This is a genomic window from Brevundimonas sp. UYEF29 (assembly GCF_040546195.1).
Taxonomy (GTDB): domain Bacteria; phylum Pseudomonadota; class Alphaproteobacteria; order Caulobacterales; family Caulobacteraceae; genus Brevundimonas; species Brevundimonas huaxiensis.
This window is the reverse complement of the sequence record NZ_JBEPNH010000001.1, coordinates 420,750-433,245: the sequence shown is the minus strand read 5'-3', so window position 1 is coordinate 433,245 and position 12,496 is coordinate 420,750. Positions and strand designations below refer to the sequence as shown.

The window sequence follows — 12,496 nt, the reverse complement described above, 5'->3', positions numbered from 1 at the left end:
TTTCTTGATCTGGGGCGATCAGGCAGGTTCGGCCAGCATCAGGACATGGCCCGGATGGGCGTCGGCCTCTGCCTTGGCGCATCGGACGGCGCTTCTGGCGTCGGTGAAGACGCCTTCGAACAGGCCGTCGCTTGAGGTGATGCGCCAGCGATCGCCGACAGGCTGGATCGTCAGGACTTCGAAGGCGGGTGGCGAGGCAAGGGTCGTAATCATTGGGTTTGGCGATGTTGGTCGCGGTTCAGGCGGTCGGCCTCGGCCTGAAGTCGGGCGGCGAGACGTTCGGCCGAGATGCGATCGGGCAGGGGGCGGGTGCAGGCGTTGTTGATCGCTACGGCCCAACCGCTGGCGCGAGGCACGACACGATAGCGTCGGGGAGGGGCTGCGCGTATCACGCCGCCCTCGACATGGCCCTGCATCATCGCGCACGGCCCTTGCGGATCGGGGCGCCGAACAGGGCGCCGATGAAGATCATCGCCATCTGTAAGGTTGTCTGTGCCGGAGCGGGACGTTTCAGGGTCTCGGCCAGCAGGTGGGAACGGCTCATGGTCATCTCCTTGGAGCGGCAGAAGACGCCCGATCCCCGTAAAGCGGCCATGTCGAAAGCGCCGCCGGGCGTAATGCGGACCTAAGGCGACGCGATCGGAAGGGCTTGTGGCCACGCAGATGTGGGCCGTTCCGCGGTCACGCTTGAACCGCGGGTCTTTCAAACCACATACTCATCCGAACGCCGTCGGAATCGACGGGCCGTCATGCGCCGGTCGGGCCTCTTGCCCGGCGGACCCTGGCGGCGGGCCGGAGATGATCAATGGCCCAGGAGTACGCATCATGACTGAACCAAAAATCCTGCCCGTCCTGCCGCTGAGAGACATCGTCGTCTTCCCGCACATGGTCGTGCCGCTCTTCGTCGGACGCGAGAAGTCGGTGAAGGCGCTGGACGAGATCATGAAGGGCGAAAAGCAGATCCTGCTGGCGACCCAGAAGAACAGCGTCGACGACGATCCGTCGCCGGACGCCATCTATCCCGTCGGCGTGCTGGCCTCGGTGCTGCAACTGCTGAAACTGCCCGACGGCACGGTCAAGGTGCTGGTCGAGGGTAAGGGTCGTGCACGCCTGACCCGCTTCACCGACCGTGAGGAGTATTTCGAGGCCGAGGCCGTCGAGATCGAGGACGAAGCCGGCGATGCCTCGCAAGCCGAGGCCATGCTGCGCGCCGTGGTCGAGCAGTTCGAAAACTATGTGAAGCTGAACAAGAAGGTCCCGCCCGAGGCCCTTAGCTCCATCCCCCAAATCACCGACGCCTCCAAGCTGGCGGACTCGGTCGCCGCTCATCTGTCGGTCAAGATCGCCGACAAGCAGGGCCTGCTGGAAACCTTCGATGTGCCCAAGCGGCTGGAGAAGGTCTATGGGCTGATGGAAGGCGAGATTTCGGTCCTTCAGGTCGAGAAGAAGATCCGCTCGCGCGTGAAGCGCCAGATGGAGAAGACCCAGCGCGAGTATTATCTGAACGAGCAGATGAAGGCGATCCAGCGCGAGCTGGGCGAGACCGACGACGCGCGCGACGAGATCATGGACCTGGAGAAGCGCATTCGTAAGACGCGCCTGTCCAAGGAAGCGCGGACCAAGGCCGAGGCCGAGGTCAAAAAGCTGCGCAACATGAGCCCCATGTCGGCGGAATCGACCGTCGTGCGCAACTATCTCGACTGGCTGCTGTCCGTGCCGTGGGGCAAGGCCAAGCAGAAGCCGATCGACCTGGTCAAGGCCGAGGACATCCTGGAAGAGGATCACTTCGGTCTGGAGAAGGTCAAGGAGCGGATCATCGAGTATCTGGCGGTCCAGGCCCGCACCGGCAGCCTGAAAGGCCCGATCCTGTGCCTGGTCGGCCCTCCTGGCGTCGGCAAGACCTCGCTGGCCAAATCCATCGCCAAGGCGACGGGGCGTGAATACGTCCGCATGTCGCTGGGCGGCGTGCGCGACGAGAGCGAGATCCGCGGCCACCGCCGGACCTATATCGGCTCCATGCCCGGCAAGATCATTCAGTCGATGAAGAAGGCCAAGACGACCAACGCCTTCGTCCTGCTGGACGAGATCGACAAGCTGGGATCGGACTGGCGCGGCGATCCGTCGTCGGCCCTGCTGGAGGTGCTGGATCCGGCCCAGAACTCGACCTTTGGCGACCACTATCTGGAGGTGGACTACGACCTGTCCCAGGTGATGTTCGTGACGACCGCGAACAGCCTGAACATGCCGCAGCCGCTGATGGACCGGATGGAGATCATCCGGGTCTCGGGCTATACCGAGGATGAGAAGGTCGAGATCGCCAAGCGCCACGTCCTGCCCAAGCAGTTGGCGGACCACGGCCTGAAGGACGGCGAACTGATCGTGCCGGAAGACACGATCCGCGACCTGATCCGCTATTACACCCGCGAGGCTGGCGTGCGCTCACTGGAGCGGGCGTTGGGCGGTCTGGCGCGCAAGGCCGTGCGCGAGATGGCCAAGACGGGCGCCAAGTCGATCACGGTCGATGAGGCTAAGCTGTCCGACTATGCGGGGGTGAAGAAGTTCCGCTACGGCGAGACGGATGAGGAGGATCAGGTCGGCATCGTCACCGGTCTGGCCTGGACCGAGTTCGGCGGCGACATCCTGACCATCGAGGCGATCAAGATGCCGGGTCGCGGGCGCATGACCGTGACCGGCAATCTGAAGGACGTGATGAAGGAGTCGATCTCGGCTGCGGCGTCCTATGTGCGGTCGCGCGCCCTGGCCTTCGGCGTCAAGCCCCCGGTGTTCGAGAAGACCGACATCCACGTCCACGTGCCGGACGGCGCGACGCCCAAGGATGGCCCGTCCGCCGGCGTGGCCATGACCGTGGCGATGGTCTCGGTTCTCACCGGCATTCCGATCCGCAAGGATATCGCCATGACCGGCGAGATCACCCTGCGCGGCCGGGTCACTGCTATCGGCGGTCTGAAGGAGAAGCTGCTCGCGGCCCTGCGCTCCGGCGTCAAGACGGTGCTGATCCCGCAGGAGAACGAGAAGGATCTCGCCGACGTGCCGGACAATGTGAAGTCGGCGCTGGAGATCGTGCCGATCTCCACGGCGGACGAGGCGCTGAAGTGGGCGCTTGTCGGCACCCTGACGCCGGTGGAGTGGGACGAGGCGGCCGAACCGCTGCCGGCCCCGGTCGCGGCTCCGGAAGGACCGGCGGCGGCAGTCAGCCACTAACGCCGAGTTGAACAGCGAGCGCCGCCGGTGATCCCACCGGCGGCGTTTTCGTTTTTGACGCAACCGCCGATCTGTCCTTTAGTGATTCGTTCTGGAGGGGACGAATGACCAAGGCGGAACTGATCGGCCGGATGGCCAGCGCGGCGAACATCAGCCGCGACCAGGCGAAGACGGCGCTGGAGGCGTTTACGGACGGCGTGACCGAGTCGCTGACGCGGGGCGCGGATGTGAAGCTGATCGGTTTCGGCAGTTTCGTCGCCGTGGATCGCAAGGCCGGCGTCGCGCGCAATCCGCAGACCGGTGCGGCGGTCGCGCGCCCGGCCTCGCGCACCGCGCGCTTTCGCCCGGGCGAAGGTTTGAAAAGCGCCTTGAACGGTTGAGGCGCGACGGGCATAAGCCCGTCTCTGCCCTTGGGGGCGGCTAGCTCAGCTGGTCAGAGCATCTCGTTTACACCGAGAGGGTCGGCGGTTCGAACCCGTCGCCGCCTACCAAACAAAAAGGCCGCCGGATCGCTCCGGCGGCCTTTCGTTTGTCTGGATCGGGCTGCGATCAGAAGCGGAAGCTGGCCCGCAGCAGCAGCGAGTAGCGGACGTAGTCTTCCAGCAGCTCGGCGTCGCCGGTCAGCGACAGCATGCCCAGTTCGTTGCCGAAGTTCAGGCGGAAGCCCAGGATCGGCCCGCCGCCTTCGATGGCGTCCGGCGACAGGATGAAGTCCGGGCCGCCGCTGGCGAAGCGGGCGATGGTTTCGCCGGCGTCGACCGAGATGTTCTGACGATAGCCGACGCGCAGTTCCGGACGGATCCAGCCGTTGCGGCCGAAGCCGTAGCCGACGTTCATCGCCGCCACCGCCGAGAAGATGTGGCTGTCGCGCGAATCGATGTCGAGATCGAAGCCGTCGCCGCCGCCCTTCTCGCTGCGCGAGCCTTCCGACAGGCTGAAATACTCGCCGTAGATTTCGGGGCGGATGTTCAGACGGCCGAAGTTGCGCTCATACGAGGCGCCGCCGGCGACCGCCGCCGTCCAGCCATGCCAGTCGGACTTGTTGTTCAGATAGACGCCGGTCGCGACCAGCGAGCGATCGGCGCTGAAGGAGGCGTAGCCCCCCGCCGCACGGGCCCAGGTCGTCCAATACTGACCCTGAGCGCGCCAGTACAGGCCCAGCTCAAGCAGGTTGGCGGACAGAACCTCTTCGGCCTCGGCCTCGGGATCCTTGATGTCGGACGAGGTGAAGGCGGCCGAGATGCCGACGGCGCCCAGGCTGGTGCCCTTTTCGACGCCGCCGGCGACGCCGAAGCCTTCCGAGCGGAAACCGTAGGAGTCGGTCTTGTCCTTGTCGGCGTAGAAGTTGATCTCCTGCACCCAGGCGCTGGTTTCACCCGGCGCGGCGGCGGCGTTGCGGCCGGTCAGCGCGCGGGTGACCGCATCGACGCCGGCCGACAGCGACATCAGCGGTCCGCCGGAGTGGTCGGGCAGCATCTGCTCGTAGGCGTCGATGAAGCCGTCGCGCGACGTCTGCGACAGGAACAGGTTGCGCAGGGCCTCATTGGATCCCAGCGCGCCATAGACGGCGTCGTAGGCGGACGCCTCGACCGGGATCAGACCGGCCTCCGAAGCCGTGCGGCGACGCGCGTCGACATAGACGGTGTTGCCGGCGACGCCGCCCTGCACGACGTAAAGATAGGGCGAGTTGTCCGACAGCAGGGTCTGGTTGATCTGACCCACATTCAGCGTGCCGGCCGTGATGACGTTGAACCGCTCGGGCTGATCGATCAGCGACGAGAAGCGGACGCCCAGGGTGGAGCCTGTCGCCAGGGTCGCATTGCCGCTGACGTTGAAGCCGCCGGCACGGTCGTTGGCGGGGTCAAGATTGACCAGCAATGTCCCTTCGGCGCCGATATTCAGGTTGGAGATCGCCGTGGCGCCGGTCTGGGTCGCGGCCAGTGTGCCCTTGGACACATTGATGTCCAGCAGGCCGTCGCTGTTGGCGATGGCGCCGGTCACAACCGCGCCGCCGCTGATGTTCAGCCGGTCCGCGCCGGCGCCGAAATCGATGTCGCCGTTCACGACGCCGTTCTCGATATTGAGCGTGTCGGCGCCAGAGCCCAGCTTGATCGCGCCGACGATGGCCGGTTCGGCCGCGTCCGGCACGCCGTCCTTGTCCGTGTCCGTCGCCGTGCTGCCTGCAGCGGCGGCAATGCCGTATTGCCGCAGGGTGACGCCGGTCGTATTGGCCGAGACGTCGATGGCGGTCACCTTGCCGGTGACAGGATTTGTATCGTCGGTGTTAGGGGTGAGCGAGCCGATGATCGAACCGGCGTTGTTCAGCTGGGTCAGGCTGCCGGACTGGTCACGAATAACGGTGGCCGAACCCTGATTGCCGCCGAAAGAGGCGACGAGGTTGCCGGTGTTGGTCAGGGAGCCGACGTTTGCGCCTGCACCAATCAGAATGCCGGTCGCGCTCTGGGTCTGCTTGCCCGAAGCGACGGCCTGAATGGCGCCCGAATTGTTGATCGTCGGAGCGGTCACGCCCGAGCCGATCCACAGACCGGTGGCGTTCGCATCGACGGCGGTCGACGAGATGCCGCCCTCGTTGCGCACGCCGCCGACAACGTTGACGGCCTGGCCGCCGGTCACGCCGAGTTGCACGGCGCGCGACTCCACGCCGGAGTAAAGGCCGGAGCCGACAATGGTGCCGCGGTTGATCAGACCATAGGCCGCATCGCCTGTTCCGACAGCGCCGAGGGTCACGGTGTTCGTCGTCGAGCCGATCAGCAGCGCAGGCGCGCCGCCCAGCGACGTGATGGAGGCGGCTGTCTCGCTGGCGTCCGGGATGCCGTCGCCGTCACGGTCCGGATCGTCGCGGTTCTTGATGCCGTCGCCGTCATCGTCCTCGTCGCCGTTCTTGACGCCGTCCTTGTCGTCGTCGCCCTCGATGCCAGCCTCGGAATAGGCGAGCGCCTTGTCCAGCAGCACGCCGCCGGCGACATTGGCGCCGACGCGCACGGCCGGTCCGCCTTGCAGCAGATCGTCGGCGTCGAGTTCGTCCAGGAACAGGGTCGTCGCGTTGTCGAAGGTGCCGGTCGTCGGACGGGCGGGCGGCGGGGTGGTGTAGCGATAGCCGGTGGCCACTACGGAGGAATGGATCTTGAGCGCCCCGCCGACATCGCCTTCGATGGAAACGCCCGTCGCATTGGCGCCCAGCGCCGAAATGGAGCCGGCAAGATCGACATTGCCCGAAATCGGCCCCGTGGTGCGTATGGCGGCGCTGTCGTTGCCGGTCACACGGACGGTGCCCAGGCTCTGAAGCTTGCCGTTTAGGGCGGATTCGACGGACAGGCCGTAGGAATTGTTGCCCTCCACAGCGATTGCGCCCGTGCCCTCGACCAGGATGTTGCCGGTGAAGGGCGAGGCGCCGGTGACCCGCACGCCGTAGCGGCCGGTTCCGGTGGCGAACGGGCCGTCAAGATCGCCGTCGCCGTCGGTGTCCTTGATGTCGGCAGCTTCCAGCGTGTCGTTGACGGTGATCGAGCCGCCGACGATCACCGAACCGGTGTTGCCGCCGTTGACCAGAAGACCCGTCGAGCCATCGGCCGACTTGTCCATCGTGATCGAGCTGCCGCTATCCAGATCGACCATGTTGTTGCTGTTCAGGGTCACGGCCGCACCGGAAGCGACGGCGACGCTGCCGCCGCTGGCGATGCGGATATTGTCGGCGGCCGTGCCCGTCGCATTGGACGTCTGGATCGGCGTGGTCCGGGCGTTCGAGATCACGATCTCGGCCTGGGATCCTGTGGCGACCATCAAGGGGGCGATCGCCACGGCGGTCGCGAGCAAAATACGCATTCGGTAGAAACCCCTGGTGGTCACGCGTCACGTTACGGGAGACCCCTTAGCAGGGTCCGCGCCAGCGTTCCAAGTTTATCGAATTTGAGGCGAATGCAAGGCCGTGATGGTCGTGAGGCGATGCTGTAAGGCGACCCGCGTTCGTTCGTCGATGCCTGATAGGACGAATGCGGAGGGAATCGCTACGGCGCGCACTTGAGCTTTGCCGCGCCCAGGTTTACGGGCGTCGAACGGTCCAAAGGCCGCGTCCCGTGGACGCATCCATCGAACACCTCCGGCGTTCGACAGCCCAGACCAGGCGAGAACACTCCATGAGCATGACAGACCTCGACGTCCAAGAAAGCGAACTCCGACTGATTCCGGGGCTGGACGTGGAAGTCGCCGATACGCTGCGGGCCTTAAAGGCGGCGGCGATGGACGAGCGGCCCCGCCTAGTGGACACCACAATGCTCTATGCGCCGCGCTCGGGCGGGGTGAAGCGATATATCCTGTCCAAGAAGGCGTGGATCGAGGCCAATCGGCCGGGGATCAGTCACTCGCTGATCGTGCCGGGTGCGCGGCACAAGGCGCGCGCCGACGGCATCGTGCAACTTCGGGCCACCAAGCTGCCGTTCGGCGACGGCTATCGCTGGCCCAGTTCGGTGAAGCGCTGGAGCGCCTGGGTGGCGGCCATGAAGCCGTCGATCATCGAGGCCGGAGATCCTTACACGCCCGGGCAGGGGGCTTTGGAGGCCGGGCAGCGGGTCGGATGCCCGGTCGTCGGTTTCTGCCACTCCGATCCGGCCGGGCTGGCGGCGCTGCATTTCGGCGAATGGGCCAAGAAGCCGGTTGAGAAACGTTGGGCGAAGCTTTTCTCGCAGTTTGATCGGGTCGTTTCGCCCAGTCGCTTTATCGCGCGGCGCCTGGAAGAGGCCGGTGTGAACAACATCGTCATCCGGCCTCTGGGCGTGGAGATCGACACCTTCCGTCCGGACCGTCGTGACCGGCAGTGGCTGCTGAAACAGCTGGGTCTGGGCGAGGACGCGCGGCTGCTGTGCTTCGCCGGTCGTCCGGCCAAGGAGAAGAACGTCGATGTGCTGATCGAGGCGGTCCAGAAGCTGGGCGCGCCCTATCACCTGGTGCTGGTCGGGGCTGGTGCGGGGATGCCGGAAGAAGATCGCGTCATCTCCATGCCTTATGAAAGCGATCCCAGGGCGGTCGCCAAGATCATCGCCAGCTGCGACGCCTTCGTTCACGCCAATGACAAGGAGCCGTTCGGCCTGATCGTGCTGGAGGCCATGGCCTGCGGACGGCCCGTGGTCGGGGTCAATGCGGGCGGCGTCGCCGAGACGGTCGACGAGAGCGTGGGGCAACTGGCCGCCAGCGCGGATGCCGACGACTATGCCCAGGCGGTCGAGGCCCTGTTCGCGCGCGATATCGAAGCGATCGGTCGAGCGGCGCGCGAAAAGGCGGTCAACCAATTCGCCTGGAACCGCGTCTTCGAAGACCTCTGCATGGTCTATGGCGAGCTGACGGGCGAAGCGGCGTTCGTGAACCCGGATATGGCACTGCCGCTGCACTGAGGCGGCCAGGGCTTTGATCCGTTCGAATGGCGCGTCTTGCGAAAACGGGAGCGCGCCACTTCTTTTATCGATGTCTTGAAAAGAAGTGGCGCGAGTGACGGGGCTCGAACCCGCGACCTCCGGCGTGACAGGCCGGCACTCTAACCAACTGAGCTACACCCGCGTATCAGGTCGAAACTTTTGAGCTGTTTCGAAAGCTTTTTGGGAAGGCGGTGTGCGCCACTCTTCTATTTCTAGAAAGAGTGGCGCGAGTGACGGGGCTCGAACCCGCGACCTCCGGCGTGACAGGCCGGCACTCTAACCAACTGAGCTACACCCGCGTTCCCGGCCGAAGCGGCTGTGCGCCCCGGCGAGGGGCGTCGTTTAGGCGGGCTGACACATCGCGTCAAGCGACCTTTTCGGAGAAACGCGCCCCTCAACGCGACGGGGCTGTGGACGGTGTGACGATCGCCGCCTGGGGCGGGCTGTGCGGGCCCGCTACGCCGCCGTCCGCAGGCTCATGGGCCGCCACGGCGGGAGGCGGCGGCTCGTAATGGACGCCGACGCCCGGCCCCAGCGGCAGGTCGAAGGCGACCCAGGCCGCGACCATGGCCAGACCGGCGACCAGGAAGGCCCCGGCATAGGGGAGCATCGTCGCCATCAGGGATCCGAGGCCGAATCGCGGATCCCAGCGCTGGGCGAAGGTCAGGATCAGCGGGAAGTAGCTCATCAACGGCGTGGCGATGTTGGTGACGGAATCCCCCATGCGATAGGCGGCGGTCGTCATCTCTGGTGAAATGCCCAGCAGCATGAACATCGGCACCACGATGGGCGCCAGGGCCGACCACTTGGCCGAGGCCGAGCCGATGAACAGGTCGAAGAAGCACGAGACGAAGACCACGCAGATCAATAGCAGAGGGGCGGGTAGGGCCAGGGTCTTGAGACCCGCCGCCGCATTGACCGCCAGGATCGGCCCCAGCCCCGACCAGTTGAACATGGCCACGAAGTGCGCGGCGAAAAAGGCCAGCACGATATAGGGCGCCAACTGGGCGATGCCGTCGCGCATCATCGTGACCATGTCGCGGTGCGACTGGATCGTGCCGGCTCCGGCGCCGTATGCCCCGCCGGTGACGAAGAAGGTGATGGCGAAGAAGGCGACCAGGGACTTGTAGAGCGGATTGAACTTCTGCTCCGGGTCCACTTCGGGATCGACGAACGGCGAGCCCGGTATGAAGGTCAGCAGGGCCCAGAGCGCGATCATGCCCAGAAGCGCCAGGCCGGCGAACTTCAGGCCGCGCTTCTCGGAGGCGGTCAGGGGCTGTTTTTCCGAAGCGTTCGGGGCGGCGACCCCCTCTGACGGCTTCCAGACGCCGAGGCGCGGCTCGATCACCCGGTCGGTCAGAAACCAGACGATGGGGGTGAAGACGAAGACGACGCCGACGATAAAGAACCAGTTGCCCGCGATGTTCACGGAATAGGACGGATCGATCAGGCGGGCGGCCGGCTCGGTGATGCCCAGGATCAGGGCGTCGCTGGCGCCGGGAAACAGGTTGCCGGCGTATCCGCCCGACACGGCGGCGAAGCCCGCGGCCAGACCCGCCAGCGGATGGCGGCCCGCAGCGGCGAAGATGACGGCCGCCAGCGGGATGACCACGACATAGGAGGCGTCCGACGCGTGGTGGGACACCATGCCGGTGATCACGACGACGGGTGTCAGTATGGAACGCGGGGCGTTCAGCAGGGCGCCGCGAATGGCGGTCGCGAACATCCCGGTGCGTTCGGCGACCGAAGCGCCATATATGATGGTGATGACGATGCCGAGAGGCGGGAAGTCCGCCAGGGTGCGCGGCATGCCGATGATCAACTGTTCCAGATTCTCGGCCGACAGCAGGCTCTTGGCGACCAGTTGATCGCCGGTGACCGGATTGACGGCCGACCAGCCCAGGCCGGCGCCGACCATGCTGAGCACGATCAGACCGCCGATCAGCCACAGGAACAGGAAGACGGGATCGGGCAGTCGATTGCCGATCCGCTCGACAGCGTTCAGGGCGCGGCTGGCTAGGCTCATTCGGATGACTTTCGGTTACGCGATCGGCCCGCCAATAGGCCTTTGCAGCCCTGCGACGCGCAAGCGTCGGCCCTGCGACATATGGCGCGCAAAGTTGCGAGCCATTCTCAATGAAAATCCAATGGTCGCAGGGGTTTGAACGGCGGCGGTCTTGGGTCTAAGAAGCGCCGAATCCCGCCTCTCCCCGGCGGACGAGGTTCTTCGAATGAACGCATTCCTTCTAGAATATCTTCCGGTCCTGGTCTTCGCCGGCGTAGCCGCCTTCATCGGCTTTCTTTTCATCGTCCTGCCGCTGCTGCTGGCGCCGAAGAGCCCCGATAGCGAGAAGCTGTCGGCCTATGAGTGCGGCTTCAACGCCTTCGACGATGCCCGGATGAAGTTCGACATCCGCTTCTATCTGGTGTCGATCCTGTTCATCATCTTCGACCTGGAAGTCGCCTTCCTGTTCCCGTGGGCGGTGTCGATGTTCGATCTGTCGCACGCCGGCATGGTCTTCGCCTTCTGGTCGATGATGGTCTTCCTGGGCGTGCTGACCATCGGCTTCATCTACGAATGGAAGAAGGGAGCCCTGGAATGGGAGTAGTCGCCGCTTCCAAGCCCGCGGGCCTGGTGTCCGCATCGGGCGCGCCGCTGGTGCCGGCCGGCGCCGGCGCGCGTTCGACCGTCGAGGGTTATGACCCCAAGGTCCACGACAAGTTCTTCGAGGCCGTGAACATGGAGCTCGGCGAGCGCGGCTATCTGGTCGCCGCTGCCGACGACGTCATCAACTGGGCCCGCACGGGCTCGCTAATGTGGATGACGTTCGGCCTGGCCTGCTGCGCGGTCGAGATGATCCAGATGTCGATGCCGCGCTTCGACGTCGAACGCTTCGGCATGGCGCCGCGCGCCAGCCCGCGCCAGTCGGACCTGATGATCGTCGCCGGCACCCTGACCAACAAGATGGCCCCGGCCATCCGCAAGGTCTACGACCAAATGCCCGATCCGCGCTATGTCGTGTCGATGGGCAGCTGCGCCAACGGCGGCGGCTACTACCACTATAGTTACAGCGTCGTTCGCGGTTGCGACCGCGTTGTGCCGGTGGACGTCTATGTGCCCGGCTGCCCGCCGACGGCCGAGGCGCTGCTTTACGGCCTGCTGCAACTGCAGAAGAAGATCCGTCGCACGGGGACCATCGACCGATGACCTCTCTGGCTGTTCAAGCGCAACACGAAGCGGCCCTGACGCCGCTGGGCGCCGAGATGGTCGGCGCGCTGGGCGTCGAGGCCCAGGTCGCGTTCGGCGAACTGACGCTGGTCGCGCCGCGCGAGCGGATCGTCGAGGTGCTGACGACCCTGCGCGATCAATTCGGCTTCCAGCAGCTGCTCGACCTGTGCGGCGTGGACTATCCGGATCGCAAGGAGCGGTTCGAGGTGGTCTATCACCTGCTGTCGATGACGCGGAACGCGCGCCTGCGGGTCAAGGTCTCGACCGACGAGACCCAGCCGGTGCCTTCGGTCATCTCGGCCTATCCGGCCGCCAACTGGTTCGAGCGTGAAGCCTACGACATGTACGGCATGCTGTTCTCGGGGCACCCGGACATGCGTCGCCTGCTGACGGACTATGGTTTCGAAGGCCATCCGCTGCGCAAGGACTTCCCGATGACGGGCTATGTCGAGGTCCGCTATGACGAGGAACAGCGCCGCGTGGTCTATGAGCCGGTCAAGCTGACCCAAGAGTTCCGCACCTTCGATTTCCTGTCGCCCTGGGAGGGCGCCGAATACCCCGCGCCGGTCCTGCCCGGCGACGAGAAGGCGGGAGGCCAGGCGTAATGGCTGACGGAAAC

General features: G+C 65.5%; 11 protein-coding genes and 3 tRNA genes. 7 read left to right on the top strand and 7 right to left on the bottom strand.

The window, feature by feature from the left end; all coding sequences use genetic code 11:
- Positions 1–18: 18 nt before the first annotated feature.
- The 3 genes from ABIB58_RS02255 to ABIB58_RS02245 are packed head-to-tail and all read right to left on the bottom strand — an operon-like array spanning position 19 to position 544.
- The gene (locus ABIB58_RS02255; RefSeq protein ID WP_045811234.1) at positions 19–213 is read right to left on the bottom strand and encodes a hypothetical protein; all 195 of its coding nucleotides are present in this window, start codon (positions 211–213) and stop codon (positions 19–21) included.
- Positions 210–392, bottom strand: coding sequence for a hypothetical protein (locus ABIB58_RS02250; RefSeq protein WP_354038857.1), 183 nt, complete (start codon positions 390–392; stop codon positions 210–212). Before ABIB58_RS02250 ends, ABIB58_RS02255 begins: the two co-directional genes overlap by 4 nt.
- A 23-nt stretch (positions 393–415) precedes the next feature.
- Positions 416–544: a hypothetical protein gene (locus tag ABIB58_RS02245; protein WP_255360426.1), complete on the bottom strand. Its 129-nt coding sequence runs from the start codon at positions 542–544 to the stop codon at positions 416–418.
- Positions 545–825: 281 nt separating this feature from the next.
- Between ABIB58_RS02245 and lon the strand changes: the two genes are divergently transcribed.
- From lon to ABIB58_RS02230, 3 genes are all read left to right on the top strand, one after another.
- The gene (gene lon, locus ABIB58_RS02240; protein WP_045811232.1) at positions 826–3,222 is read left to right on the top strand and encodes an endopeptidase La; all 2,397 of its coding nucleotides are present in this window, start codon (positions 826–828) and stop codon (positions 3,220–3,222) included.
- 104 nt (positions 3,223–3,326) lie between these two features.
- Positions 3,327–3,602 (top strand): HU family DNA-binding protein, encoded by a 276-nt coding sequence (locus ABIB58_RS02235; protein ID WP_017504003.1) that lies wholly within the window; start codon positions 3,327–3,329, stop codon positions 3,600–3,602.
- A gap of 34 nt (positions 3,603–3,636) precedes the next feature.
- Positions 3,637–3,713, top strand: a tRNA-Val gene (locus tag ABIB58_RS02230).
- A 58-nt stretch (positions 3,714–3,771) separates the two neighbouring features.
- Here ABIB58_RS02230 and ABIB58_RS02225 read toward each other — a convergent pair.
- Positions 3,772–7,065 carry an autotransporter outer membrane beta-barrel domain-containing protein gene (locus ABIB58_RS02225; RefSeq protein WP_185224247.1) on the bottom strand — a complete coding sequence of 1,098 codons (3,294 nt, stop codon included), beginning with the start codon at positions 7,063–7,065 and terminating at the stop codon, positions 3,772–3,774.
- 311 nt (positions 7,066–7,376) lie between these two features.
- Here ABIB58_RS02225 and ABIB58_RS02220 point away from each other — a divergent pair, with 311 nt between their 5' ends.
- Positions 7,377–8,627 (top strand): glycosyltransferase, encoded by a 1,251-nt coding sequence (locus ABIB58_RS02220; protein WP_354038853.1) that lies wholly within the window; start codon positions 7,377–7,379, stop codon positions 8,625–8,627.
- Positions 8,628–8,713: 86 nt separating this feature from the next.
- Here the strand turns inward: ABIB58_RS02220 and ABIB58_RS02215 are convergent.
- From ABIB58_RS02215 to ABIB58_RS02205, 3 genes are all read right to left on the bottom strand, one after another.
- Positions 8,714–8,790: transfer RNA gene (locus ABIB58_RS02215), tRNA-Asp, on the bottom strand.
- Between the two features lie 80 nt (positions 8,791–8,870).
- A tRNA-Asp gene (locus ABIB58_RS02210) sits at positions 8,871–8,947 on the bottom strand.
- A gap of 95 nt (positions 8,948–9,042) precedes the next feature.
- Positions 9,043–10,674: an AbgT family transporter gene (locus tag ABIB58_RS02205; protein ID WP_045811230.1), complete on the bottom strand. Its 1,632-nt coding sequence runs from the start codon at positions 10,672–10,674 to the stop codon at positions 9,043–9,045.
- Between the two features lie 205 nt (positions 10,675–10,879).
- Between ABIB58_RS02205 and ABIB58_RS02200 the strand changes: the two genes are divergently transcribed.
- Genes ABIB58_RS02200 through ABIB58_RS02190 form a run of 3 tightly spaced genes read left to right on the top strand, consistent with a single transcriptional unit; the run spans position 10,880 to position 12,482 of the window.
- Positions 10,880–11,257, top strand: a complete 378-nt coding sequence (locus ABIB58_RS02200; RefSeq protein ID WP_045811229.1) for an NADH-quinone oxidoreductase subunit A — start codon at positions 10,880–10,882, stop codon at positions 11,255–11,257.
- On the top strand, positions 11,227–11,856 hold the full coding sequence (locus ABIB58_RS02195) for a NuoB/complex I 20 kDa subunit family protein (RefSeq protein WP_087119131.1): 630 nt from the start codon (positions 11,227–11,229) through the stop codon (positions 11,854–11,856). Before ABIB58_RS02200 ends, ABIB58_RS02195 begins: the two co-directional genes overlap by 31 nt.
- Positions 11,853–12,482 (top strand): NADH-quinone oxidoreductase subunit C, encoded by a 630-nt coding sequence (locus ABIB58_RS02190; protein WP_017503997.1) that lies wholly within the window; start codon positions 11,853–11,855, stop codon positions 12,480–12,482. Before ABIB58_RS02195 ends, ABIB58_RS02190 begins: the two co-directional genes overlap by 4 nt.
- The last annotated feature ends 14 nt before the right edge of the window (positions 12,483–12,496 follow it).